Annotated in this window: 19 protein-coding genes; 8 read left to right on the top strand and 11 right to left on the bottom strand. The window is 73.6% G+C overall.

What is annotated here, in order from left to right:
- Positions 1 to 414 precede the first annotated feature (414 nt).
- The 4 genes from ACFYR0_RS17905 to ACFYR0_RS17890 all read right to left on the bottom strand — a co-directional run bounded on the left by ACFYR0_RS17905 (position 415) and on the right by ACFYR0_RS17890 (position 4640).
- Positions 415 to 873 (bottom strand): ATP-binding protein, encoded by a 459-nt coding sequence (locus ACFYR0_RS17905; protein ID WP_389328469.1) that lies wholly within the window; start codon positions 871 to 873, stop codon positions 415 to 417.
- Positions 874 to 1380: 507 nt separating this feature from the next.
- Positions 1381 to 2304: an acyl-CoA dehydrogenase family protein gene (locus ACFYR0_RS17900; protein ID WP_389328294.1), complete on the bottom strand. Its 924-nt coding sequence runs from the start codon at positions 2302 to 2304 to the stop codon at positions 1381 to 1383.
- Positions 2305 to 2310: 6 nt separating this feature from the next.
- Positions 2311 to 3444 (bottom strand): acyl-CoA dehydrogenase family protein, encoded by a 1134-nt coding sequence (locus ACFYR0_RS17895; protein ID WP_389328291.1) that lies wholly within the window; start codon positions 3442 to 3444, stop codon positions 2311 to 2313.
- Complete coding sequence (locus tag ACFYR0_RS17890) at positions 3444 to 4640, bottom strand: amidohydrolase family protein (RefSeq protein WP_389328288.1); 1197 nt, start codon at positions 4638 to 4640, stop codon at positions 3444 to 3446. Before ACFYR0_RS17890 ends, ACFYR0_RS17895 begins: the two co-directional genes overlap by 1 nt.
- Positions 4641 to 4787: 147 nt before the next feature.
- On the opposite strand from ACFYR0_RS17890, the gene ACFYR0_RS17885 reads away from it, so the two are divergent.
- On the top strand, positions 4788 to 6290 hold the full coding sequence (locus ACFYR0_RS17885) for a class I adenylate-forming enzyme family protein (RefSeq protein WP_389328285.1): 1503 nt from the start codon (positions 4788 to 4790) through the stop codon (positions 6288 to 6290).
- Between the two features lie 127 nt (positions 6291 to 6417).
- Here ACFYR0_RS17885 and ACFYR0_RS17880 read toward each other — a convergent pair whose 3' ends face one another.
- Together ACFYR0_RS17880 and ACFYR0_RS17875 are read right to left on the bottom strand one after the other, a co-directional pair.
- Positions 6418 to 6930, bottom strand: a complete 513-nt coding sequence (locus tag ACFYR0_RS17880) for an EF-hand domain-containing protein (protein ID WP_389328282.1) — start codon at positions 6928 to 6930, stop codon at positions 6418 to 6420.
- A 142-nt stretch (positions 6931 to 7072) separates the two neighbouring features.
- Complete coding sequence (locus ACFYR0_RS17875) at positions 7073 to 7462, bottom strand: STAS domain-containing protein (protein ID WP_389328279.1); 390 nt, start codon at positions 7460 to 7462, stop codon at positions 7073 to 7075.
- A gap of 358 nt (positions 7463 to 7820) precedes the next feature.
- Here ACFYR0_RS17875 and ACFYR0_RS17870 point away from each other — a divergent pair, with 358 nt between their 5' ends.
- Entirely contained in the window at positions 7821 to 8402 is a 582-nt protein-coding gene (locus ACFYR0_RS17870) for a sigma-70 family RNA polymerase sigma factor (protein ID WP_389328276.1), read from the top strand.
- On the top strand, positions 8399 to 9652 hold the full coding sequence (locus ACFYR0_RS17865; RefSeq protein WP_389328273.1) for a zf-HC2 domain-containing protein: 1254 nt from the start codon (positions 8399 to 8401) through the stop codon (positions 9650 to 9652). Before ACFYR0_RS17870 ends, ACFYR0_RS17865 begins: the two co-directional genes overlap by 4 nt.
- A gap of 404 nt (positions 9653 to 10056) precedes the next feature.
- On the opposite strand, the gene purU is transcribed toward ACFYR0_RS17865, so the two are convergent.
- The gene (purU, locus tag ACFYR0_RS17860; protein WP_386377639.1) at positions 10057 to 10938 is read right to left on the bottom strand and encodes a formyltetrahydrofolate deformylase; all 882 of its coding nucleotides are present in this window, start codon (positions 10936 to 10938) and stop codon (positions 10057 to 10059) included.
- Positions 10939 to 10984: 46 nt separating this feature from the next.
- Positions 10985 to 11485: a hypothetical protein gene (locus ACFYR0_RS17855; protein ID WP_386377640.1), complete on the bottom strand. Its 501-nt coding sequence runs from the start codon at positions 11483 to 11485 to the stop codon at positions 10985 to 10987.
- A gap of 118 nt (positions 11486 to 11603) precedes the next feature.
- Between ACFYR0_RS17855 and ACFYR0_RS17850 the strand changes: the two genes are divergently transcribed.
- On the top strand, positions 11604 to 12908 hold the full coding sequence (locus ACFYR0_RS17850) for an ABC transporter substrate-binding protein (protein WP_389328269.1): 1305 nt from the start codon (positions 11604 to 11606) through the stop codon (positions 12906 to 12908).
- Between the two features lie 88 nt (positions 12909 to 12996).
- Here ACFYR0_RS17850 and ACFYR0_RS17845 read toward each other — a convergent pair whose 3' ends face one another.
- Positions 12997 to 14727: a hypothetical protein gene (locus ACFYR0_RS17845; RefSeq protein ID WP_389328266.1), complete on the bottom strand. Its 1731-nt coding sequence runs from the start codon at positions 14725 to 14727 to the stop codon at positions 12997 to 12999.
- 119 nt (positions 14728 to 14846) lie between these two features.
- Positions 14847 to 16232, bottom strand: coding sequence for a transcriptional regulator (locus ACFYR0_RS17840; RefSeq protein WP_389328263.1), 1386 nt, complete (start codon positions 16230 to 16232; stop codon positions 14847 to 14849).
- 323 nt (positions 16233 to 16555) lie between these two features.
- Between ACFYR0_RS17840 and ACFYR0_RS17835 the strand changes: the two genes are divergently transcribed.
- The 4 genes from ACFYR0_RS17835 (at position 16556) to ACFYR0_RS17820 (ending at position 21948) form a co-directional block, all read left to right on the top strand.
- Positions 16556 to 17215, top strand: a complete 660-nt coding sequence (locus ACFYR0_RS17835) for a bifunctional DNA primase/polymerase (protein ID WP_389328260.1) — start codon at positions 16556 to 16558, stop codon at positions 17213 to 17215.
- A 188-nt stretch (positions 17216 to 17403) separates the two neighbouring features.
- Positions 17404 to 18177, top strand: a complete 774-nt coding sequence (locus ACFYR0_RS17830) for an ABC transporter ATP-binding protein (protein ID WP_389328257.1) — start codon at positions 17404 to 17406, stop codon at positions 18175 to 18177.
- Entirely contained in the window at positions 18174 to 19760 is a 1587-nt protein-coding gene (locus ACFYR0_RS17825) for a transporter (RefSeq protein ID WP_389328254.1), read from the top strand. Before ACFYR0_RS17830 ends, ACFYR0_RS17825 begins: the two co-directional genes overlap by 4 nt.
- Positions 19761 to 20574: 814 nt before the next feature.
- A complete protein-coding gene (locus tag ACFYR0_RS17820) occupies positions 20575 to 21948 on the top strand; it encodes a hypothetical protein (protein ID WP_389328250.1) in 1374 nt (457 codons plus the stop codon).
- 49 nt (positions 21949 to 21997) lie between these two features.
- Here ACFYR0_RS17820 and ACFYR0_RS17815 read toward each other — a convergent pair whose 3' ends face one another.
- A complete protein-coding gene (locus ACFYR0_RS17815) occupies positions 21998 to 22891 on the bottom strand; it encodes an alpha/beta fold hydrolase (RefSeq protein WP_389328465.1) in 894 nt (297 codons plus the stop codon).
- Between the last annotated feature and the right edge of the window lie 649 nt (positions 22892 to 23540).

The following is a 23540-nucleotide window of genomic DNA, read 5'->3' as shown; positions in this document are numbered from 1 at the left end:
ACCCCCGGCCTCCCCCGCTTCCCCGGCCGACGGCGCGCAACTGCCCGCCCCGAGCACGGCATCGCGCGCCGCCGGTCGGCTCCGGCGTCCCACCCCGCCCCTTCCGACCCTTGAAGGGGACCCGACGCCGGATCACGACCCACACTCGCCGAGGGCTCCCGTCACCGAAGCCCTCGCCGTCCCCTCACGGCGAATCGCTGTCCACAAGCGTGATCAAACGGACACGCGACGTCAACACCCCCACGGCGAATTATTACTTATGCCCGATTCAGGCATGGAGCGCACGGGAGCACGTCCGGGCGCACCCCGCCGCGTCGGCGGCGGGGAGCGGACGGAGGCTGCAACCGTGCCCCGGGAATGCCCGGCGACGCCCCAGGGATGCCCCGGAGATGCCCCCGGGGTGACCGGGCGAGGTCACACCGCCTCGTAGGCCAGCCCCTCGTAGGCACTCACGCTGCCGCCGTACGACACCGTCGCGGCGCGCGGCTCGGGGCAGCGGTCCAGTTCGCACCAGATGCGCTTGCCGACGCCGTCAGGGGTCCAGCCCCAGCGGTCGGCCAGGCCGTCCACCAGGGCGAGTCCGCGCCCTCCGGTCTCGTCGCCGTCGGCGCAACGCGGCACCGGGGCGCGGTCGCTGGTGTCGGCGACCTCCAGACGGACGGTCGCCGGTCCGGCCGCGAGCGGCAGCACCAGGCGCAGCACGGCCGGCCGGCCGGTGTGCACCACGGCGTTGGTGACCAGTTCGGACACGAGCAGGATCAGGGTCTCGGCGAGCGGTTCGTCGACCCCCGCTCCCGCACCGGTGAGCCGCGCACGCACCCACCTCCGGGCTCGCCCCACCTCCGCGGGGTCGGGCCGGACCTCCAGCTGCACTTGAAGCACCTGCACCGCTCACACCATCCGAACCGGCGGACACAAAGGCTCGCGCCTCACGAGGGCCACGATCGTAGCCATTTTCTGCATGACCAGAACAACGGCCAGAGCAAGGGTCACGGAACGTGAATCCCTTACAGGACAGCTTGGTTGACGTTGCGTCACCCCAACAAGCGCTTCGGGCATATTCCAGCGCGAAGGAGTACCCCTGCGGCATACTGTGCGACGCCCACCGCCGGAGGTCGAACAGGCGGTGGCTTCTCGCACTCCCGCCCCGCGAGCAGCGACGCGCACCGCCGGATCCGGGGCCGCCTCAGAGGCAACTCCGGCACGGCTCGTCCCCGGAACCACTCGCATCCCACACAAGGTACCGGAGCCGGACGCCGACTCCAGGACGTGACGAGTCACACGTAGGACACAACCCGGTATCAACGCTCCGTGATTCCGGTATGCCACAATCCGCGACATCCCGCTGTCCGCACGGCCGTTCCCGCAGGCCGGCGCCTGTCAGCCCGCCGGGGCGGACAGGTCGCGGGCCAACAACTCCTCACTGTGAGTGCCGCCCCCCGCACGGTGCGTCCGCACCCACGCGCGCTTCAGATGCAGATGCACCTCCGACTCCCAGGTGAACCCCATCCCGCCGTGCACCTGGAGACAGTCCCGCGCGCCGCGTACGGCGGCCTCGTCGGCCAGCAGCCGGGCGGCGGCGATGTCGGCCGGGTCGGCGGTCACGGCGGCGGCGTAGACGGCGGCCCGGGCCAGCTCGGTACGGACCAGCAGGTCGGCACAGAGATGCTGGACGGCCTGGAACGCCCCGATCGGTCTGCCGAACTGTTCCCGCACACAGGCGTGTTGCACGGCCAGCTCACCGGCGCGTCCGGCGGAGCCCAGCTGTTCGGCGGCCGTCAGCAGCGAGACGAGGGGATCCGGCTCCCCCGTCCGGTCAGGCTCCCGCCTCCGGTCCGGCTCCCGCGGCCGGTCCCGCACCCGGTGCAGCGGCGTCAGCGGGTCGACCGACCGCAGCGGTACGGCCGGCTCGCCGCCCCCTTCCCACCCCCCGGCCACCACGTCCGCCTCCGCCAGCCACTCCACCAGGCCCCCGTCGGCCCGCGTGACGACGACCTCGCCCTCCGCCGCGCCCGGCACCTGGCCCGCCGCCAGATGGGTGGCGATCAACGGGCCTGGCAGCAGCGCCCGCCCGGCCTCCTCGAACACCAGCACCGCCTCGGGCAGCCCGAGTCCGACCCCGCCCCGGTCCTCCGGCAGCCTGAGCGCGAAGAACCCGGCGGCCCCCAACTCCCGCCACAGCTCCCGGTCGAGCCGGTCCCGGCCCACGGCCGCCCGCAGCGCCTCGGGCCCGAACCGGCGCCTCAGCAGCTCCCGCAGGCTCGCCCCGAGCGCCTTCTGCTCCCCGGTCGGCCGGAACCGCACCGGCCCTCACCTCCCCCTCGGCAGGCCCAGGATCCGCTCGGCCACGATGGTCCGCTGGATCTCGGACGTCCCGGCGGCGATGGTGTACGACAGCGAGGAGAGGCGGTCGAGCACCCAGGGCCGCGCGAGGTCGAGACCGTCGGCGCCCAGGACGTCCGCGGCGGTGTCGTACAGCGCCTGACGGGCCTGCGAATAGCGCAGTTTGAAGACCGAGCCGCCCACGCCGGGCACCCCGCCGGAGGCCTCCGCCTCGCTGACGTTCCACTGGGTGAGCCGCCACAGCGCCCGGAACTCGGCGTTGAGCCTGCCCAGCCCGCGGCGCAGCACGGGATCGTCCCAGCGGCCGTTGCGCCGGGCCTCGCGGGCGAGTTCGCCGAGGACGCGGCGGCAGGCGACCACCTCGCCGACGAAGGCCGTGCCGCGCTCGAAGGACAGGGTCACCATGGTCACGCGCCAGCCGTCGTTCTCGGCGCCGACCCGGTTGGCGGCCGGCACCCGCACCTCGTCCAGGAACACCTCGGCGAACTCCTCGGACCCGGCCAGCGTCCGCAGCGGCCGTACGGTCACCCCGGGCGTGTCCATCGGCAGGGCGAGCCAGCTGATGCCACGGTGCTTCGGGGCGTCCGGGTCGGTGCGCACGAGCAGTTCGCACCAGTCGGCGACCTCGGCGTGCGAGGTCCAGATCTTGGAGCCGTTCACCACATAGGTGTCCCCGTCGCGCCACGCGCGCGTGCGCAGGGCGGCGAGGTCGGAGCCCGCGCCGGGTTCGCTGAAGCCCTGGCACCACACCTGTTCGCCGCGCAGGATCGGCGGCAGCCAGCGCTCCCGCTGCTCGGGGGTGCCCTCGGCGGCGATGGTCGGCCCGGCGTGCAGCAGCCCGACGAACCCGGCGCCCACATAGGGCGCGCCCGCGCGCTCGGTCTCCTCCAGGAAGATCAGCCGCCGGGTCGGCGAGCCATCCCAGTGCACCTCGGCGTACCCGGCGTCGTAGAGCGTCCGCTGCCAGCCCATGTCGTAGGCGCGGCGGGCGGGCCAGTCGGCCGGTGACGGCTTCGGCGGCAGTGTGGGCAGCGTCTTCGCGAGCCACTCGCGCAGCCGGGCCCGGAACTCCTCCTCCTCGGGCGGGTACGACAGGTCCATCAGCGGTCGAGGTCCAGGCCGAGCATGCGGATGGCGTTGCCGCGCATCAGCTTGTACACCGTCTCGTCGTCGAGGCCCTTCACATGGTCGAGGGCCACCTCCCTGGTGTGGGGGAAGGTGGAGTCGACGTGCGGGTAGTCGGTCTCGAAGGTGGCGTTGTCGCGGCCCACCGCGTCGAGTGACGCGACACCGTGTCTGTCGCGGAAGAAGCAGCAGAACATCTGCCGGTAGTAGTACGTGGACGGCGGCTCGGGGATCAGGTCGCGCACCCCGCCCCATGCGCGGTGCTCCTCCCAGACGTCGTCGGCACGCTCCAGGGCGTACGGGATCCAGCCCATCTGTCCCTCGGAGTAGGCGAGTCTCAGGCGCGGGAAGCGGACCAGCACGCCGCTGAAGAGGAAGTCCATCATCGAGGCCATGGCGTTGTTGAAGGACAGCGAGGCCTGGACGGCGGGCGGGGCGTCCGGGGAGGCGGCGGGCATCTGCGAGGACGAGCCGATGTGCATGTTGACGACCGTGCCGGTCTCCTCGCACACGGCGAAGAACGGGTCCCAGTGGCCGGAGTGGATGGACGGCAGCCCGAGGTGGGAGGGGATCTCGGAGAAGGTCACGGCCCGCACCCCGCGCGCGGCGTTGCGCCGGATCTCGGCGACGGCCAGGCCGATGTCCCACAGCGGGATCAGGCACAGCGGGATCAGCCGGCCGCCGCTGTCGCCGCACCACTCCTCGACCATCCAGTCGTTGTAGGCGCGCACACAGGCGAGCGCGACCTCCTTGTCGTGGGCCTCGGCGAAGGTCTGGCCGCAGAAGCGGGGGAAGGTGGGGAAGCAGAGGCTGGCCTCGACGTGGTTGAGGTCCATGTCGGCCAGCCGTGCCGCGGGGTCCCAGCAGCCGCGCCGCATCTGTTCGCGGGTGATGCCCTCCAGGGTCATCTCGTCGCGGTCGAAGCCGACGGCGGCGATGTTGCGTTTGTACGGGAACTTCAGGTCCTCGTAGATCCACCAGTCCGTGGGCGGCCCGTCGGGGTCCATGGTGATCTGGTACTTGCCGCCGACGTAGGCGAGTTCGCCGATGCCGGCGGTCAGCGGCCGGGGTCCGCGGTCGCGGTAGGCGCGCGGCAGCCAGGTCTCGAAGAGGTGCGCGGGCTCGATGACGTGGTCGTCGACGCTGATGATGCGGGGCAGTTCCGTCGTCATGGTTCCCCCTCCGCCGGACGGTGTCCGTCCGGTGTCCGTCGCGGGGCCGCGGTCCGTCCGTCCGGACCGGTGACGACCCGATGCCTGTCTGATGGTCCGTCAGATAGCATGCCATCTGACGAGTCGTCAGCCAAGGAGGGGGATGACGTGAACGAGACCCCGCACTCGCTGAGTTCCGCCCGCACCCTGTGGGACCTGCTCGACCGCCGTGCCCGTCTCACCCCGGACCTTCCCGTCCTCCTCCAGGGGGACCGCACCGTCACGTTCGGCCGGTTGCGCGCGCTGGCCGAGCGCACGGCGGCCGGGCTGTACGGCCTCGGGGTGCGCCCCGGCACGGTGGTGACCTGGCAGCTGCCCACCCGTGTCGAGACGGTCGTGCTGTCCTGCGCGCTGGCCCGCCTCGGCGCCGTGCAGTCGCCCGTCATCCCCTTCCACCGCGAGCGCGAGACCGGCTTCGCGCTGCGCGAGTCCAGGGCGGAGTTCTTCGCGGTGCCCGGCGTCTGGCGTGGCTTCGACCACACGGCGATGGCGCGGCGCCTGGGCGCCAAGGGCGTCCTCGAGGTGTACGGCGGCCTCCCGGACGGCGACCCGGACGTCCTGCCCCCGCCGCCCGCCGAGGGCACCTCGGTGCGCTGGATCTACTGGACCTCCGGCACGACCTCCGCCCCCAAGGGCGTCCTGCACACCGACCGTTCACTGATCGCGGGCGGCTCCTGCCTCGCCCACGCGCTGCGGCCCCGGCCGGACGACATCGGCTCGATCGCCTTCCCGTACGCCCACATAGGCGGCCCCGACTACCTGGTGATGCTGCTGCTGTACGGGTTCCCCGCGGTGCTGTTCGAGCGGTTCGCGCTGCCGGACGCGCTGGAGGACCTGCGCCGGCACGGCGTGACCGTCGCGGGCGGCTCCACGGCGTTCTACTCGATGTTCCTCGCCGAGCAGCGCGGCCGGCCCGGGGCCAGGGTCGTGCCGAGTCTGCGGCTGCTGGCGGGCGGCGGGGCGCCGAAGCCGCCGGAGCTGTACCACGCGGTGACCCGGGAACTGGGCGTCGCCCTCACCCACGGCTACGGCATGACCGAGGTGCCGATGATCACGATGGGCGACCCCGACGACAGCGCCGAGAACCTGGCGACGACCGAGGGCCGGCCGCCCGAGGGCATGGAGATCAGGATCGTGGACGGCGAGGTGCGCCTGCGCGGGGAGGCGGTGTGCCGGGGGTATCTGGACCCGGCGCAGACCGCCGAGGCCTTCGACGCCGAGGGGTTCCTGCGCACGGGGGACCTCGGGCGGCTCACGCCGAGCGGCCATCTGGTGCTCACCGGGCGGCTGAAGGACGTGATCATCCGCAAGGGGGAGAACGTCCCGGCGAGGGAGATCGAGGACCTGCTGTCCGCCCACCCGGGCGTCGGGGACGTGGCGGTGATCGGGCTGCCCGACGCCGAGCGCGGGGAACGCGTCTGCGCGGTCGTCGAGCAGCCGGAGGGGGCCGCGCCGCTGACGCTCGCGGACGTGACGGCGTATCTGCGCGCGGAAGGGCTGTCCGTGCACAAGCTGCCGGAGCAGCTGGAGGTGGTGGACGCCCTTCCGCGGGGCGAGACCCTGCGGAAGGTGCTCAAGTACAAGCTGCGTGAGCGTTACGCGGGTGCGTGAGGTGCCGCCGCCTCACGGGCACGAGCGGACACGGTCGGGTGCGTGAGGGACGGGTCCCGCGCGTGCCCGGGCGGGCACGCGGGGCGGGAGTGCTGCCCGGGCCCGGGCGGACACGTCGGCCGGGAGGCTACTCGGGGACGGTGAAGTAGCGGGCGAAGGCCGGGACGAGCTCGGCCTCGCCGACCCTGCCGTCCCCGTCGCCGTCAAGCGCCTCCGCGGCCGCCCGCGCGACGGTCTCCGTGACGCCCAGGAGGGCGAGCACGCGCGCGATGTCGGTGACCGCGACCGCGCCGTCCCCGTCGGTGCCGACGACGTCCAGGGCCGCGTGCAGGAAGGGACGGGCGATCTCCGCGAACCGGTCCGGGTTGTCACGCAGCCGCTTGACCGCTCCGTTGACGAACTCCTCGCGGCTGATGCGCTGGTCGCCGTCCCGGTCCGCTATCCCCGCCATGCCCTGCCAGAAGGCCTCGGCGCCCGCGTACAGCGCCTGGCCCTTGTCGGAGCGGGCGGGGGTGCCGAACTCGGCGAGCAGCGCCTTGGCGGCGCCGCTGAAGTCCTGGCGGTCGATGTAGCCGTTGCCGTCCTGGTCGAAGCCGGCGAACCTGGCCGCGATCCTGCCCTCGTACTCGCTGCTGACCATGTCTCTGGGCCGCCTCACATGACGTCGGGGTGCTTCCGGCAGGGAGCGTACGACGCCGGGCGGCCCCCCGGAGCGGGAAACCGACGGATGTGCCAAGACCGGGGGAATTTCGGAACAACAATGTGTCATTGCGGGCGCGCCGTCACGCCGACAGAGGACGGTCCTCCTCCGCGACCGCCGCGCTGACGTCGGCGTGGACGTCGAACAGCCGGCGCACTCCCAGGGCGCCGATGACGCGGTTGACGTGGGAGCCCTCGGCGGCTCCCACGGCGGGCAGGATGAGCCGCAGCCGGCCCTGGCAGGAGCGCAGCAGACGGCGGGTGGCGATGAGCACGCCTATGCCGCTGGAATCGCAGAAGACGACCCCGGAGAGGTCGACGACGAGGCTGTGGCGGCCGTCGGCCACCTTGTCGTGTACCCGTTGGCGCAAAACCGGTGATGTCACCAGGTCCAGCTCGCCCGTCACCCGGAGCACGGCCCAGTCACCGCGCTCGTCATCGGTCACATTGAACGTCACCACCGTGCCCTTCATTCGCGGGACTTCCCGGAGCAGCCCGGAAACGGAAGCAGGGCCTACGCTTCCTGTCAGCGCGGCTGCCCAGCCGCCGTTCCCTGAAACACGGGGCTGGAAACGGGAACCGATCAGAAGAGGCTTGTTTCAATCGGACTCGATCCTGTTCGATCGACTTGATGCCAAGCTTGATCAAGAACAGGGTGGGTAAGGGCGGCAGAAGGCGCGAGGTGCACCAAAGGCCCACTATCACTCGGGGCGCGCAGGGGGCGCACATTGCCATAAAGGGGCGTGCGTTCCCGGACGTGCCGACTACATTCGAGAACGCGGTGGGCGCACGCTTGTCACAGACCGGACAGGAGCAGGGGGAGGGGGCCGCATGGCGACGAAGGACGCACAGCCCCGCTGGGACCGCAGGATGCAGCAGCGGCTCGCCCGGGGCGAGGCCGCGGCCCTCGGCGAGCTCTACGACCGCTTCGCCTCGCTGGTGCACGGCCTCGCGCACACCGTCCTCGGCGACGAGCGCGCCGCCGACGCCGTCACCCGCGACGTCTTCGCCCATGTCTGGGAGCACCCCGAGAGCTACGACCCCCGGCAGGGACCGCTGCGTTCCTGGGTCGCCACGCTGACCCACCGGCTGGCCGTGCGGCGGCTGCGCGCCGCGGAGACCGCCGCGCTGGAGCGGGGCGGCCCGGGCACGGCCGAGGAACTGGAGCACAAGGTCGGCCACGCCTCCGTCGCCGCCCGTGCCGACTACATCGTCCAGTCCATGCCCGCGCCCCTGCGCGCCGCGCTGGAACTGGCCTACTTCCAGCGCCGCGACTACCGCCAGGCCGCCGTCGACCTCGGCGTCACCGAGGACGAGGCCCGGCGCCGCCTGCGCCTCGGCCTCCAGCTCCTGTCCACCGCGCACGACGCCGGCGCGCCCGGCGCACCCCCGGGCTGCGGAGGTGCGGCGTGACCGGGCCGAACCCCTTCGGGGGGTACGAGGACCGGGACGGACCGTCGCGGATACCGCCGCCCCGTACCTCCGTCGAGGACGGCGACGCGACGCTGCCGGCCGCGCCGGAGGTGGTGCCGCTCGTGCTGGAGCACCAGGTGCTGAAGGCGCTGCTCGGCGCGTGGGCGCTGGCCGCGTGCTCGTCGGAGGAGACCGCGGCCGTCGAGGAGCACCTCGGTGGCTGCGGCAGCTGCGCGGAGGAGGCGCTGCGGCTGCGCGAGGCGGTCGGGCTGCTCCAGCGTCCCGAGCCGCTCGACCTCGACCCCGGCCTGCGCACCCGTGTCCTCACCAGCTGCCTGGAACGGCGCCCGCCGCGCATCCCGGTGCCCGGCTGGGCCGCCGCCTACGACGCCGAGACCGCCCGCCTCGACGCGCTGCTGCAGGACTTCGGTGACGCCGAGTGGCACGCGCCGGTGCGGCTGCGGTGGTTCGAGGGCGGGGGGTTCGGCAACCGCCGCACCACCGTCGCCGGGGTCATCGCGCATCTCATGGCCGTCGACGGCCTGGTCGCGCTCTCCCTCGGCCTCGGCGACCCGCTCGGCGACGCGACGGACCCGCCGGGCGCGGGCGGCCCCGCCGAGCGCACCGAGGCGTACTGGCGCGGCTCGCACTTCCCGCCGACCCGCACGGTGCGGGCGCCCTGGCGGGAGCAGAGCCATGACATCGTGCGCACCGTGTCCTTCACGGGCGGCACCGCGGGCGGCCTCAGCGTGTCCTACGGCGCCTTCGAACTGTCCCTGCGCGACGCCATGCTCGACCGGGCCTTCGAGTGCTGGGTCCACGCGGGGGACATCGCGGAGGCCGTGGACTACCCCTACGAGCCGCCGTCCGGCCGTCATCTGCACGGCATGATCGACCTCGCCGCGCGGATGCTGCCCACGGTGCTGGCCTCTCGGCGGCGGGCCGGGCTGGCCTCTCGGGGGCCCGGGCGAGGGCCCGAGCGGCGGCTGGTGGCCGCGGGTGCGCCGGGGCGGAGCCTTCGGCTGGAGATCGAGGGGACGGGTGGGGGCGAGTGGCTGATCCCCCTCGACTCTCCGGCGGCGGTGGGCTCCGCGGCCCACGAGGTGGCTCATGTCGCCCTGGACTACGTGGAGTTCTGCCAGCTGGCGGCGGGGCATGTTCCTCCGGAGGAGGCGGCGGCGGGGCAGGTCGGCGACCGGGACGCCATCCGCGACGTCCTGTACGCAACGGCGTCCCTCAGCCGCATGTAGCGAGCCCGGCTCTCGCCGCCGGGTCGAGGGGTTCGTCGCGGTCTCGTCGTCGGATGCGGTCGGCCGTGGGCCGTTCGCGCAGTTCCCCGCGCCCCCAAAGACGGGCCTTCGGACACCCGCGGACCGTGGGTGGCCGTTCGCGCAGTTCCCCGCGCCCCTGAGTGGACCGTCGCTCACAGGGGCGCGGGGGACCGCGCGTTCTTTTAGGGGCGCGGGGAACTGCGCAATCCTTTAGGGGCGCGGGGAACCGCGCAGTCACTCAGGGGCGCGGGGAACCGCGCAGTCACTCAGGGGCGCGGGGAACCGCGCAGTCTTTAGGGGGCGCGGGGAACTGCGCGAGCGGCGCACTCGGCCCGCGCCCGCCGGGGCACCCGGGCCGGCCCCCACCCCGGGGCCGCGGGGGGCTACGCGAAGACGACCGTGCGGCGGCCGTTCAGGAGGATCCGCCGCTCCGCGTGCCACTTCACGGCCCGCGCCAGCGCCTGGCACTCGACGTCCCGCCCGATGGCGACCAGCTGATCGGGCGTGACGTCGTGGGACACCCGCTCGACCTCCTGCTCGATGATCGGCCCCTCGTCGAGGTCCGCGGTGACATAGTGCGCGGTCGCCCCGATGAGCTTCACACCCCGCGCATGCGCCTGGTGATACGGCTTCGCGCCCTTGAAGCTCGGCAGGAAGGAGTGATGGATGTTGATGATCCGCCCGCTGAGCTGCTTGCACAGGTCGTCGGAGAGGACCTGCATGTAGCGGGCGAGGACGACCAGCTCCACATCCTCCTCACGCACCAGCTCCAGCAGCCGCGCCTCCGCCTCCGCCTTGGTGTCCCGCGTCACCGGGATGTGGTGGAAGGGAATGTCGTAGGAGCCCACCAGCTCGGCGAAGTCCGTGTGGTTGGACACCACCGCCGCGATGTCGACGGGCAGCGCGCCGATACGTGCGCGGAACAGCAGGTCGTTCAGGCAGTGGCCGAACTTGCTGACCATCAGCACGACCCGCATCCGGTCCTCGGCCCGGTGGATCTGCCAGTCCATGTGGAAGGAGTCACCGATCGCCGCGAAGGTCGCCCGCAGCTTCTCCACCGTCACCGGCGGCTCCGCCGAGAAGTGGACGCGCATGAAGAACAGACCCGTGTCGTGGTCGCCGAACTGCTGGCTGTCCTCGATGTTGCAGCCGGTCATGAACAGGTAGCTCGACACGGCGTGCACGATGCCCTGCTTGTCGGGGCAGGACAGGGTCAGGACGTACTGCTCGGCCGGGGCCGCGGCGCGGGTGGGCTGCTCGTTCATGCAGAAAAGGGTCCCACACGCCGCCGCGCCCCCGACAACCGTTCCGCTAGGCGGACCGCGTCATGATCTGGAGCACTTCCAGCGAGCGCGGCGGCGCGTCGGGGTCGTCCCCGTCACTGGCCGCCATCCGTACGTGCGCGTCGCGCGCGGCCCGTATCGCCTCGGGCCAGCCGGCGTTCTCGAGGTAGGCGATGACCGGGGCGTCCGGGCCGACCTGGTGCATGATCCGCAGCACCCGCAGCACGGCGGTGTCGACGAGCGCCGCCTCCTGTGAGTCGCGGAAGATCGTGCCGACGTACTTCTCGGCGGACCAGTTGTCCAGCCAGGTGTCCTCCACCAGCCGGTACACGGCGTCGGTGACGTCTCCGTAGCCTTCGACACCGGCCAGCCAGACGTCCCGCTGGAACACCGGGTCGGAGAGCATGTGCAGCGCGGAGCGCACATTGCTGCGCCAGCGCCACCACGGCATGTCGTTGAGTGGCATGCCGCCCATGGTGGAGGAGCGACGGCCGCGACGGGAAGAGTTCTCCGAACCTTGCACGGTCATCGATCGTACGTTCTTCGTCTCACGTGCCGGAACGGTCCCCCGCAATTCACCTCGATGTCACTCGGCGTTGCCTGAAGGACACTCCAGGGTTAGGGATGTGGGGGAATCGTGCGTGGACATGACCGGCAGGCTAAGCGACCGCAGCACATTCCTCCCCACCCTCACCAGGCCCGTCAAGAAAAGCATCCGCACCGCGGGGGCCCTGGTGACGCTCGCGTCGCTGGCCGTCGGCTGCGGGGTCATCCCCGGCGTCACGGGGGGCGACGGGGATGACCGCATCACCGTCATGACCTGGGCGCCCCAGGACACGAACGAGACCAACAAGCCCGGAATGCCCGCGTTCGCCCGCGCCTTCGCGCGCTGGGTGAACTCCCACGGCGGCATCAACGGCCGCACCCTGCACGTGGCGACGTGCAACGAGCTCAACGACTCGGTGGCCGTCGCGAAGTGCGCCCGGCGCGCGGTGAAGGAGGACGCCGTCGCCGTCGTCGGCTCCTACAGCCAGCACCCCAACTCGTTCTTCCCGATCCTGGAGAGCGCCGGCATCCCCTACATAGGCGGCTACGGCATCACCAACGACGAGTTCACCTCCCCCCTGTCCTACCCCGTGAACGGCGGCCAGCCGACCCTTCTCGCGGGACTCGGCCAGGAGCTCGCCGACGACTGCGGCCGGGTCTCCCTGGTGCGGCCCGACACCATCGGCGGCGACCAGCTGCCCGTGATGCTCAACGCCGGGCTGAAGGCCGGCGGACACGACCCCGCCGGGGACGTACGGGCCGCCGAGGACGCCACCGAGTTCTCCGGCCAGACCCGCAGCGCGCTCGGCGACGCCACCTCCGACTCCTCCGCCACCGGCTGCGTGGTGCCCGCCCTCGGCGACCGCACCGGCACCTTCATGGACTCCTTCCGGCGCGCCCGCGGCGAGTACCCCGAGGTGCGCACCGGCACCGTGCTGGGCAACGTCGACCAGACCACGATCGACGCCTCCGGCGGCAGGTCGGGCCCCTACGAGGGGTCGTACGTCACCGGCTGGTACCCGGTGGAGACCGACCCGCGCTGGGACCGGATGAAGAGCGTCATCCGCGAGCAGGCGTTCACCGACACCCGGATCGACCCCGCGGACACCGCCGTGCAGACCAGCTGGATCGCCTTCACCGTGCTGAAGGCCGCGCTGGAGAAGATCGGCGCCGGCGAGGTGACCCAGGACACCGTGCGCCGCACCCTGGACAGCGGGCTGGAGATCGACACCGGCGGGCTCACCCCCACCCTGCGCTGGGAGTTCCAGGACCGCCTGGCCTCGATCGGGTTCCCCCGTCTGGTGAACACCGACGTCACCCTCCAGGTCGTCCGCGACGGCCGGCTGGTCGCGGCCCGCAAGGGCTTCGTGGACATGACCAAGGCGCTGCAGGACGCCGACGTGTAGCCGGAGGACGCACGCCAGGGCTCCAGGGCCTCACGTACGACGCGCGCGGGGCGCGGACCGGCCTACCGGTCCGCGCCCCGCGCGCGTGTCACAGCTGGGTCGGCTCGCGCCGGGTCAGGCCGTACTTGTCGGCGATGGTGTTCCACAGCCCGGCGGCCTTGCCCTTCTCCGTGGTGGCCGTGCCGCTCGCGCGGTCACCCGCCTGGGTCTGGCCGGTGGAACGGGCCGTGCCGCCGCGGCAGAACTTCTTCTTGTTCCCGGCCACCTGGTCCGCCCACGCCGCGTAGTGGTCGTCGGCCGACGCGGACGCCTTCCACGCGTTCGTCAGCGCCGTCTTCAGCTCGCCGTTGCCGGGCAGCTGGTCGACGGCGAGGCCCTCCAGCCGGGTCACCAGGCCGTTGCGCTGCTGGGCCGCGGCCCGCAGGTCCTGGGCGGCCTTGCCTAGGTCGTCGCAGGCACGCACGTTCGCCACCGCGTTGATCACCGAGGCCCGGCTGTTGCCGCTGTCGGCCAGCAGCTTGTCCAGCTCCTCGGCCTGCGCCTTGGCCGGGTCGTCGGACGGGGAGGCCGAGGCGGAGGGCGAGGAGCTCCCGGCGGTCGCCGGGGTGGACGCGGAGACGTTCTTGGTGTCGTCGTCACCGCCGCCGTCGCTGCCCATCAGCGCGCCCGCGCCGATGCCGAGGACCGCGATGCCGATGCCGACCGCCGCGATCAGGGGCACCCGCGAACCGGTGCCCGGGCCACGGCCACGGCCGCCGTCGTCGCGCCGGCCCTCGCCCGGGTAGGGCGAACCGTGGCCCCCGCCGCCGTGGCGGTCGTACTGCTGCTGCGGGGCGTAGCCGCCCTGCGGGGCCGGCACGCGCGGCATCTGCTGCGTGGCGCCGGACGGGCCCTGCTCGTCGCGGAAGAGGCCGGCGAACTCGGCGGGCGGCTGCCGGTCGCCGCCCGCGGGCACCGGCGGGATGTACTGGGTGGCCTCGGCGTCGGCACCGGCCGGAGCCCGGCCGCCCGCCCCGGGACCCGTCCCGAGGAAGGTCGTGGTCTCCGCGGGCGCCTCGGGCACCGCGCCGCCGTACGCCCCGGCGGGACCGCCGTACGGACCCTGCGGGGCGGCGGGGGCGCCGTAGGACGCGCCGGGCATCTCCGGCGGGAGCGCGCCCGGGGTGACGGGCGGGATGTACTGCGTCGCGCCCTCGTCCACGGCGGGCGCGGCCGCCGCCACGGGCGGGATGTACTGGGTCGCCCCGTCGTCGCCGCCGGGAGCGACCGGGGCGACCGGGGGTATGTAGCGGGTGGCGTCGTCGGCCGCGGGAGGCAGCGGCGAGCCGCCGTGCGTCCCGCCCCGCGGACCGTGCGTCCCGCCCCGCGGACCGTGCGTCCCGCCCTGCGGACTGTGCGTCCCGCCCTGCGGGCTCTGGGCCCCGTACCCGTCCTGTGGGTAGCCGTACCCGCCCTGCGGGTAGCCGTACGACGCCGTGGCCGGGGCCTCCGGCGGGAGCGGGCCGGCCGACGGCGCCGCCGGGGCGGAACCGGGCGGCTGGGCACCGGGCGCGGGCGGCACGGTGCCCTGCTGCGTGCCGGGCCAGGCGCCCTGGTCCGCGGCGCCCCACTGCTGGTCGGCCGGCTGCGGCCAGGAGGGCCGGCCGGGGGCCGGGCTCTGCTGGGCCTCGGGCCCCCAGGGCGTGCCCCAGGCCTGACCGCCGGGCGGCGTCGCCGTCGGACCGCCCGGCAGCAGCGGCGCACCGCCGTCGGAGGGCAGCACGACGCCTTCGTGCGCGGGTCGCGCCGAGGGCTCCTCGCCCTGTCCACTCTGCGTCACCGGGACTCCTACGAATGGGGGACCTTCGGGATCGTCGGCTCACGCTACCGGGTCCCCGGAGCCGCATGCCACGCAGCTCAGGCGTCGATCTCCCTTCCTGTGACGTCGGTTACACGTACTCAGGCCGCCTGCTGGAGATCCAGCCGCGCCCCGAACTCCCGTACCACCGCCTCGTCCCGGTAGGGCTCCAGCCGCTGCTGGAAGTCCTCCAGGTACTCGGCGCCGCGGTTGGAGCGCAGGGTCTCCAGGATCTCCACCGCCTTCAGGCCCGTGGCACAGGCCTGTTCGATCTCACGCTGCTGCACCTGCGCTGTGGCGAGCAGCACATAGCCGATGGCCCGGCGGCGGGCCCGCTTGGGCGGATGCCCGGCCAGGGACTGCTCGGCGTAGCGGGCGGCCGCCTCGGGCTGGCCGAGGTCGCGGTGGCAGTGCGCCAACTCGTCGGCGAGATACGCCTCGTCGAAGTGCGCGATCCACGCAGGGTCGTCCCCGGAGTCCGGGTCCGCCCGCTCCATCGCCGTCAGCGCCCGCGAGGACGCCGCCTGCGCCGCGCGTACGTCGCCCAGCAGCGCGTGGCCGCGGGCCTCTGCGGCGAGGAACATCGCCTCCGCGCGCGGGGTCACGACGCCGCGCGCCCCCTCCTGCGCCGCACGCGCCAACTGCGCGATCTCGCGAGGGTTTCCGAGCTGCGCGGCGAGATGGCTCATGGACGCGGCCAGCACATAGCCGCCGTAGCCCCGGTCGCCCGCCGCCTGCGCGAGCCGCAGCGCCTGGATGTAGTAACGCTGGGCGAGGCCCGGCTGGCCGGTGTCGACGGCCATGTACCCGGCGAGTTCGGTGAGCCGGGCCACGGCCGCGAACAGCTCGCGGCCCACCGCCTCCCGGTAGGACCCGGCCAGCAGCCCGGAGACCACGCTGTTGAGGTAGTGCACGACGACGGGCCGGACGTGCCCGCTGCCGTACTGGTGGTCGAGATCGGTCAGCGCCTGTGTCATGGCCCGTACGGCGGCCACGTCGGAGGCGCCCACCCGCGGTCCCGCCGAGCGCGACACCTGCGCGTCCGGCGAGGAGATCAGCCAGTCGCGGCTGGGCTCCACCAGCGCGGACGCGGCGACGGAGGACCCGGACAGGAAGTCCCGCCGGCCCACGTCGCTGCGCCACAGCTCACACACCTGCTCGATGGCTCCCAGTACCGTCGGCGAGAACTGGAGACCCACTCCCGAGGCGAGGTTCTTGCCGTTGGCCATGCCGATCTCGTCGATCGTGACCGTACGGCCGAGTTTGCGTCCCAGCGCCTCGGCGATGATCGCCGGGGCGCGCCCGCGCGGCTGCTGTCCGCGCAGCCAGCGGGCCACGGACGTCTTGTCGTAGCGCAGGTCGAGGCCGTGCTCGGCCCCGCACATGTTGACCCGGCGGGCCAGCCCGGCGTTCGAGCAGCCCGCTTCCTGGATGAGCGCCTGCAGCCGTTCGTTCGGCTGCCGCGCGACGAGAGGCCTTGCGGCCATGGTCCTGACCCCCTGTGGCTGCGGTGCCTGCCCGTGCACCGATGGACGTGTCTGTTCAGAACCGAACGCGGATCGGACGCACTGGCTCGCGCTCCGAAAAGTTCCGGCCGGGAAGATCGATGCCCAGCGGACATACCGAAAATGCGAGGCATGCCAGGATTGCCGGGGATGGGGCGCAAGCCGACCCCGGGTGACTACCCGGCCCGCTCCCCCGTTCCTCCCGCGCGCCCCCACCTGTGCACCCGTGCGCCCCGGACGACGAATCGATGCTCCTCGTCCGCGCGCGGGCGCGCCCGTAACCCGTGGTGGAGGCTGGAGTTGTGATGAGCGTGGAAGAGACGATCCAGGGCACCGAAACCGCACAGCTTCCTCAGCAGCGCGGGGAATCACTGCTGGAGACAGCCGTACGCTACGCCGAGGAACGCCACTGGGACGTGTTCCCCGGCGCCTGGCTGGATGCCGTGGACGGGGTGCAGCGCTGCTCCTGCAGGCAGCCGGGGTGCGAGGCGCCCGGCGCGCACCCCACGCGCCCCGACTGGGCGACGCAGGCGACGGGCAGCGCGACCGTCGCCCGCCGGATGTGGCAGAAGCAGCCGAACGCGGCGATCCTGCTGCCGACCGGACGGACCTTCGACGCGCTCTCCGTCCCGGAGACGGCCGGGTTCCTGGCGCTGGCGCGGATGGAGCGGATGGAACTGACCCTGGGGCCGGTGACCTTGACGCCGGACCGGCGTATGCACTTCTTCGTGCTGCCGGGGGCTTCGGTGAAGGTCCCGGACCTGATGCGGAAGTTGGGGTGGGCGCCGTCTTCGCTGGATCTGGTGGCGCTGGGTGAGGGGGCGTATGTGGCTGCGCCGCCTACGCGGTTCGGGTCTCGGGGGGCTGTGCAGTGGGCGTGCCGGCCTACGCCCGCGAATCGGTGGCTGCCGGATGCGGAGGAGTTGATCTCGCCGCTCGCGTATGCGTGTGGGCGGGATCGGTAACGGGTCCCCGTCCGGGGGCTGCTGTCGTCGTCCGGGCTGCTCGCCGTCGTGGCTGGTCGCGCAGTTCCCCGCGCCCCTGAGGAGCTGCGCCGTTCCCCGCGCCCCTGAAGAGCTGTGCGCCGTTCCCCGCGCGCCCGAAGGATTGCTCGGGTCCGTGCGTCACTTGGGGGCGGGCCTAGGGTTTCGGTATGACCAAGAACGCTGTTGTGGTGCGGGGGCTCTGGAAGCGGTTCGGGCGGCAGGTGGCTGTCGGGGGGATCGATCTGGAGTTGCCGGCCGGGCGGTTCATCGGGCTGGTGGGGCCCAATGGGGCCGGCAAGACCACGACCCTCTCCATGGTGACCGGGCTGCTGCGGCCGGATCAGGGGTCGGTCGAGGTCGTCGGGCACGACGTGTGGCGTGATCCCGTCGAGGTGAAGGCCCGCATCGGGGTGCTGCCCGAGGGGCTGCGGCTGTTCGAGCGGCTGTCGGGACGGGAACTGCTGGCGTACACCGGGCGGCTGCGGGGGCTGCCCGGTGACGAGGTGGACAAGCGGGCCGCGCAGCTGCTGGACGTGCTCGACCTGGCCGGGGCCCAGCACAAGCTGGTGGTCGACTACTCGACCGGTATGCGCAAGAAGATCGGACTGGCGGCCGCGCTGCTGCACAACCCCGAAGTGCTGTTCCTGGACGAGCCGTTCGAGGGCGTCGACCCGGTGTCGGCGCAGACCATCCGCGGTGTGCTGGAGCGGTACACCGCCTCCGGCGCGACCGTGGTGTTCTCCTCGCACGTGATGGAACTGGTGGAGTCGCTGTGCGACTGGGTGGCCGTGATGGCCGCCGGGCGGATCCGCGCCCACGGGACGCTGGCCGAGGTGCGGGGCCCGGCGCCCACCCTCCAGCAGGCCTTCCTCGAACTGGTCGGCGCGGGCGTCCGGGACACCGGCAGCGATCTCGACTGGCTCGGCGGCGGCGCCCGGTGACGTCCCTCACCCCCACCTTCGTCCGGCTGAAGCTGTCCCTGCTGCGCAACGGACTGCGGCGGTCCGGAGGACGGCTGGCCGCCTATGTGCTCTCGGCCGTGTTCGTGCTGCTGTTCGGGGTGGCCCAGCTGTTCGGGCTGATCCTGCTGCGGGGCACCGCGCACGCGGACGCCGTGGTGGTGCTGCTGGCCGCCGTGCTGGGGCTCGGCTGGGCCGTGATGCCGCTGTTCTTCCCCGGCGGCGACGAGACGCTGGACCCGACCCGGCTGGTGATGCTGCCGCTGCGGCCGATGCCGCTGGTGCGCGCGCTGCTGGTGGCCTCGCTGGTCGGGACAGGGCCGCTGTTCACGCTGTGCCTGGCCGTCGGCTCGGTGATCGCGGTGGCGCACGGCGGCGCCGCCTACGCGGTCGCAGTGGTGGCGGTGGCGCTGGTGCTGCTGGTGTGCGTGGCGCTCGCGCGGGCCGTGGCCGCCGCCAACGTCCGGCTGCTGAGCAGCCGCAAGGGCCGCGATCTCGCCGTGCTCAGCGGACTGGTGATCGCCGTCGGCGCCCAGCTGGTCAACTTCGGTGTCCAGCGCCTCGGTTCGGGCGGTCTCGGACAGCTCGACCCGTTCGCCGACGTACTGCGCTGGGTGCCGCCCGCCTCGGCCGTCGGCGCGGTGCACTCGGTGAGCGACGGGGACTACGGCACCGCCGCCGCGCAGCTCGCGGCGAGCGCGGCCGCGGTGGTGGCCGCGCTCGCGGTGTGGGCACGGCATCTGACCCGGCTGATGACCGCCCCGGACGGCTCCACCCTCCAGGCCGCCGACCCCGGCCCGCGCGCCCGCCCCTCCACCGGCCTGGCCCGGCTGCTGCCGGGCGGGCGCACCGGCACGGTCATGGAACGCGGCCTGCGCTACATCTGGCGCGACCCCAGGACCAAGGCCGCCTGGGTGACCTCGCTCGCCATCGGGCTGATCGTGCCCGTGTTCAACGCGCTCCAGGGCACCGGCTCGGTCTACTTCGCCTGCTTCGCCGCCGGGATGCTCGGCATCCAGATGTACAACCAGTTCGGGCAGGACACCTCGGCGTTCTGGATGGTCGCGACGACCATCTCCTCCACCCGGGACGCCTACGCCGAGCTGCGCGCGCGGGCCCTGGCGCTGATGGTGATCACCGTGCCGTACGCGGCGCTGGTGACGGTGGTGACGACGGCCCTGCTCGGCGACTGGGAGTCGCTGCCCGAGGTGCTGGGGCTGTCCTTCGCGCTGCTCGGCGCGATGCTGGCGACCGGGGCGTGGACCTCCGCCTCGTTCCCGTACTCCATCCCGCAGGAGGGCTACAAGAACGTGGCGCCCGGCCAGACCGGGCTCGCCTGGATCTCCGTCTTCGGCGGCATGGTCGCGGCGGCCCTGCTGTGCTCCCCCGTCATCGCCGCCGCCGTCTGGCTGCACGTGAGCGCCGACGGCGACGACCTGCTGTGGCTGCTGCTGCCGCTCGGCACGGCGTACGGGGCCGGGCTCGCCCTTCTCGGGCTGCGGCTGGCCGCGCCGCGCACCGCCCGGCGGCTGCCCGAGATCCTGGCGGCGGTGAGCAAGGGGTGAATCAACTCGCCTGACCCCGGCTCTCGTTGGGTACACCGTGCGTACGCACGCGGGTACGGGGACGACAGTGACCGGGGGGTCGGCGTGGCCAGATGGTTCCGCAGATCGGGCGGGGACGGCGCGGCACGGCAGGGGGCGGCCGCGACCCCGGTATCGGGCGGGGAACCGCTCACCCTCGCCGACCGGCTGCGGCTGGAGTACGGCCGCACCGGCGACCCCGCGCTGCTGGTCCGCGCCGCGCAGGCCGCCGAGACGGCCGCCGGGCTGTACCCGGCCGAGGACCTCCGGCACGCCTCCGCGCTGTCGGCGCTGTGCATGCTGCACCGGCTGCGCTGGGAGCAGGAGCGCGACACACGGCTCCTGGAACGGTCGCTGGAGTACGGGCGGCGGTCGGTGGAGGACTCGCCACCCGGTGACGAGAACCTGCCCCGGCACATGTCGGCGCTGGCCACCTCGCTCCAGGAGTCCTTCGACCAGGGCGGCCGGCGGCAGGACATCGACGAGGCGATCGCCCTGTACCGGGCCTGCCTCGACCTGCTGCCCGCCGACCACGCCGAGCGGGCGGGCATCGAGTCCAACCTCGCCAACTCCCTGCTGCGGCGCGCACGCGAGTACCCCGACCCGGCCGTCCTGGACGAGGCCGTACGGCACACCAGGGCCGCCCTCGCCGCGACCCCGCCGGACGATCCGATGCACGCGGCACGGCTGGTCAACCTCGGCGGGGTGCTGTTCTCGCTGGCGCAGAGTGGGCAGCTGAAGCATCTGGTCGAGGCGCACGAGACGTACGAGCGGGGGCTCCGCAGCGGCGGCGCGGGTGCTGACGGAGGCGGCCGTACTGCGCGGCCGGATGGCCGCGCTGCCGCGCGACCCGGAGGCCCGGTCGGCGGACGGGGCGGTGTGGTGGCGGGTCTGGGAGGAGTTCTGCGACACCGGACAGCGCGCGGCGATCGAGGCCGGACGGTGGGACACGGCACTGGAGTTCAACGCCGAGCTGTGCGCGGTGAAGACGGGCCGGGGCGCGCCCGGCACCGATGTGGCACAGGCGCGGTTCCCGGCGTACACCCCGCTTCTGCGTCTCGGCCGGGTGACCGAGGCGCTGGCGCTGCTCCACACGTGCCGGGAGGTGTTCGAGGCCGCGCAGGACGTACAGCACCTGGGCGAGGTGTTCGGCGCACTCGCCACCGTCGAGCACGCCCGCGGCCGCGGGTCGCTCGCGCTGGCCCGGGGCCGCGACTGTCTGCGCTACGCCTACCGCGGCGGCCACCCCGCCGCGATCGCCGTCAGCCACGTCAACCACGGCTCCTTTCTGCACGCCCACGCCCGGGACGCGCCCGGCGCCGCCGCGCACCACCTCGCGGGGGCGCTGCTCGGCCTGCTCACGGGCGGGCGGACCGCCGACGCGCTGGGCGCGGTGGTGAACGACGTCCGGGTCTTCGGCCCGGCCGCCACGCCCCTGCCCGCCGGTCCGCGGGAGCTGTGCGAGCGGGTCGCCGAGGTGCCCGGGGTGGCCCTGGACCGACTGCTGACCCGGCTGTGCCAGGACGGGGAACGGGTCGCGGAGACGCTGGCGGGCCTGGTCCGTCAGGTGCGGGAGGCGGCCGGGACGGGACCCGCGGCGGGCGGGGCGGCGGGCCCGGGCGGGGCCGCCGTCGCCGCGCGGCTGGTGTGGCTGCTGGTCTGGGAGCCCGCCCTCGGGGCACTGCTGGCCGCCGAACGCGGCAACACGGCGGCCCGGGTGAAGCTGCGTCAGCATCTGCACCGCTGGGGCGAGCTGGACGAGCGGTTCGCCCGGCCGGCCGCGGTGCTGCGGCGGGTGCTCGACGGGGAGCGCGATCCGGCCGTGGCCGCCGGACTGGGGCCGCTCGACGAGCCGGTCGCCGCCCGTGCCCTGGCCGCGCTGCGCGGCGGCACGGACGTGGCGGCGGAGCTGTGGCCGGTGATGCACCTGGGGCTGGCGCTGGGCAACCTGGCGGCCGCCGCCAGCGGATACGGCGAGACCGCCGAGGTCACCCGCGAGAACCTGGCCGGCCTTCGCGCGGACCCCTCCCACGCCCCGCTCGCCCCGGTCCTCGGGGAGATCCTGGCCGGGGCCCGTGACCCCGCGCTCGCCACCCGGCTCGAACTCCCGGCGCACCGGGCGGCGGTGGCGGCGGTGCTGCGCTGCGTCGAGGGGATCGAGAGGGCGTGACGGCCGCCGGGCACCGCCCTGACGTCCCGCGGGGCGCCGCCCCGGGCCGTCACGGCGTCAGCACGCCCTCCAGGAACGGCTCGACGACCACGCGCCATGCCTCGGGCTGGTCGTAGTGGACGAGATGGCCGGCCTCGGCGACCTCCGCGTACTGGCCGCGCGGCAGGACCCGGACCATCTCCTGCGCCTCGGCACGGCCCAGTTCGCCGTCCAGGCCGCGGACGACGAGCGCGGGGCAGCGGACCTGGGCCAGTTCCTCCCAGTGGGCGTCGTACACCCACGTCTCGCGGGACTTCAGCATCTGCTCGGGTTCGAACACGGGCCGCCATCCGTCGGGCGACTCCTGCATGACCTCGGCGTAGAACGCGCCCCGCGCCCGGTTCGGCCGCTCCACCCACGGGTCGTCCTCGCCGAACCACTTGCGTACGTCGGCCAGGGTGGCGAAGGGAACGGGCCAGGCCCGGAACCAGTCGGACCACTCGCGCTGCGAGGCCGCGCCGAGCGCGGAGGCCCGCATGTCACAGATGATCAGGGCGCGGACCAGATCGGGGCGCTTGGCGGCGAGCTGCCAGGCGGTCAGCGCGCCCATGGCGTGGCCGATGAGCACGGCCGGGCCGAGGCCCAGCTGTTCGAGGGCGGCCTCGGCGTCCTCGACGTAGGCCTCACGGGTGAAGGCGGCCTGCGGGGGCTTGTCGCTCTGGCCGTGGCCGCGCTGGTCGAGCGCCACGGCACGGTGGCGCTCGGAGAGCCAGCGGGCGGTGGACGCCCAGTGCGAGGCGCGGCCCATCAGGCCGTGCAGTAACAGCACACCCGGAGCGCCGGGCTCCGCGGTGTGCGGGTCACCGGCCGCGGCCGACGGGTCTCCGGGCTTGGGAGGGTCGCCGAACTCCCAGGCCGCGAGACGTACGCCGCCCGTTCCGGTCACATCGATGCGCCGCGCCATTCGTTCTGGCACCCCCCAAGCTCCGCTCGGACCGCCCGCTGCCGCCGGGCCACGCGTCCGCCCGATCCGCGTCCGCGCCGCCCCGGTACCGCCGTGTGCTGCTGGCCGTGCCGCCGGGCCACGCTGCCGCTGCGGCCGTACCCGTGTCGTAGGTACTCGTCGTGCCGGTGTCGTACGGACCTGTCGTGCGGGTGCCGTACCCCGGTGTGCCGCGGGACCCGTCGGGCCGTCCGCCGCACTCGCAGACTATCGAACCCCTATTCGAAAACGCGGTCTTCGCGGGGAACACCCCTCGTTCGAGTGACACCGCCCGAGGAATGATCGCCGCCCCCCGGGGGAGATCTTCAGCGGGAGGCGGACCGCTCGGGGAAACCGGTCCGAGGGGAACGACCCTGAGAGCTCGGGGCTCCGGGTCGACACCGGGGAGGACAGGCCCCGGCGCCGCACGGCGCCGGGGCCCTCCCCACGCTCTCGGCACATCCGCCCGCCCCTCCCGGTCACATGCCCCACCGCCAAAGCCTGGCACGCGCGGCGCCGCACGTCTGCGATTCGCCGGAGCCGGTCCGGGAATCGCCACGATCGAGGGACACCGCAAGGGCCCTCCCGCCCCGGAGCCACCGCCGGGCGCCGCAGCCTCCGGGCCCCGCCC

Source organism: Streptomyces sp. NPDC005017, from assembly GCF_042873115.1.
Taxonomy (GTDB): domain Bacteria; phylum Actinomycetota; class Actinomycetes; order Streptomycetales; family Streptomycetaceae; genus Streptomyces.
This window is presented reverse-complemented; position numbering and strand designations above follow the sequence as displayed.

Bases quoted from the DNA above. Each gene is read 5' to 3' on its own strand.
- ACFYR0_RS17880 (WP_389328282.1), bottom strand. From the start codon at position 6,930: ATGGTCAGCAGCGAGTACGAGGGCAGGATCGCGGCCAGGTTCGCCGGC.
- ACFYR0_RS17835 (WP_389328260.1), top strand. From the start codon at position 16,556: ATGAGCGTGGAAGAGACGATCCAGGGCACCGAAACCGCACAGCTTCCT.
- purU (WP_386377639.1), bottom strand. From the start codon at position 10,938: ATGAACGAGCAGCCCACCCGCGCCGCGGCCCCGGCCGAGCAGTACGTC.
- ACFYR0_RS17840 (WP_389328263.1), bottom strand. From the start codon at position 16,232: ATGGCCGCAAGGCCTCTCGTCGCGCGGCAGCCGAACGAACGGCTGCAG.
- ACFYR0_RS17895 (WP_389328291.1), bottom strand. From the start codon at position 3,444: ATGGACCTGTCGTACCCGCCCGAGGAGGAGGAGTTCCGGGCCCGGCTG.
- ACFYR0_RS17815 (WP_389328465.1), bottom strand. From the start codon at position 22,891: ATGGCGCGGCGCATCGATGTGACCGGAACGGGCGGCGTACGTCTCGCG.
- ACFYR0_RS17890 (WP_389328288.1), bottom strand. From the start codon at position 4,640: ATGACGACGGAACTGCCCCGCATCATCAGCGTCGACGACCACGTCATC.
- ACFYR0_RS17830 (WP_389328257.1), top strand. From the start codon at position 17,404: ATGACCAAGAACGCTGTTGTGGTGCGGGGGCTCTGGAAGCGGTTCGGG.
- ACFYR0_RS17870 (WP_389328276.1), top strand. From the start codon at position 7,821: ATGGCGACGAAGGACGCACAGCCCCGCTGGGACCGCAGGATGCAGCAG.
- ACFYR0_RS17855 (WP_386377640.1), bottom strand. From the start codon at position 11,485: ATGACCGTGCAAGGTTCGGAGAACTCTTCCCGTCGCGGCCGTCGCTCC.
- ACFYR0_RS17850 (WP_389328269.1), top strand. From the start codon at position 11,604: ATGACCGGCAGGCTAAGCGACCGCAGCACATTCCTCCCCACCCTCACC.
- ACFYR0_RS17875 (WP_389328279.1), bottom strand. From the start codon at position 7,462: ATGAAGGGCACGGTGGTGACGTTCAATGTGACCGATGACGAGCGCGGT.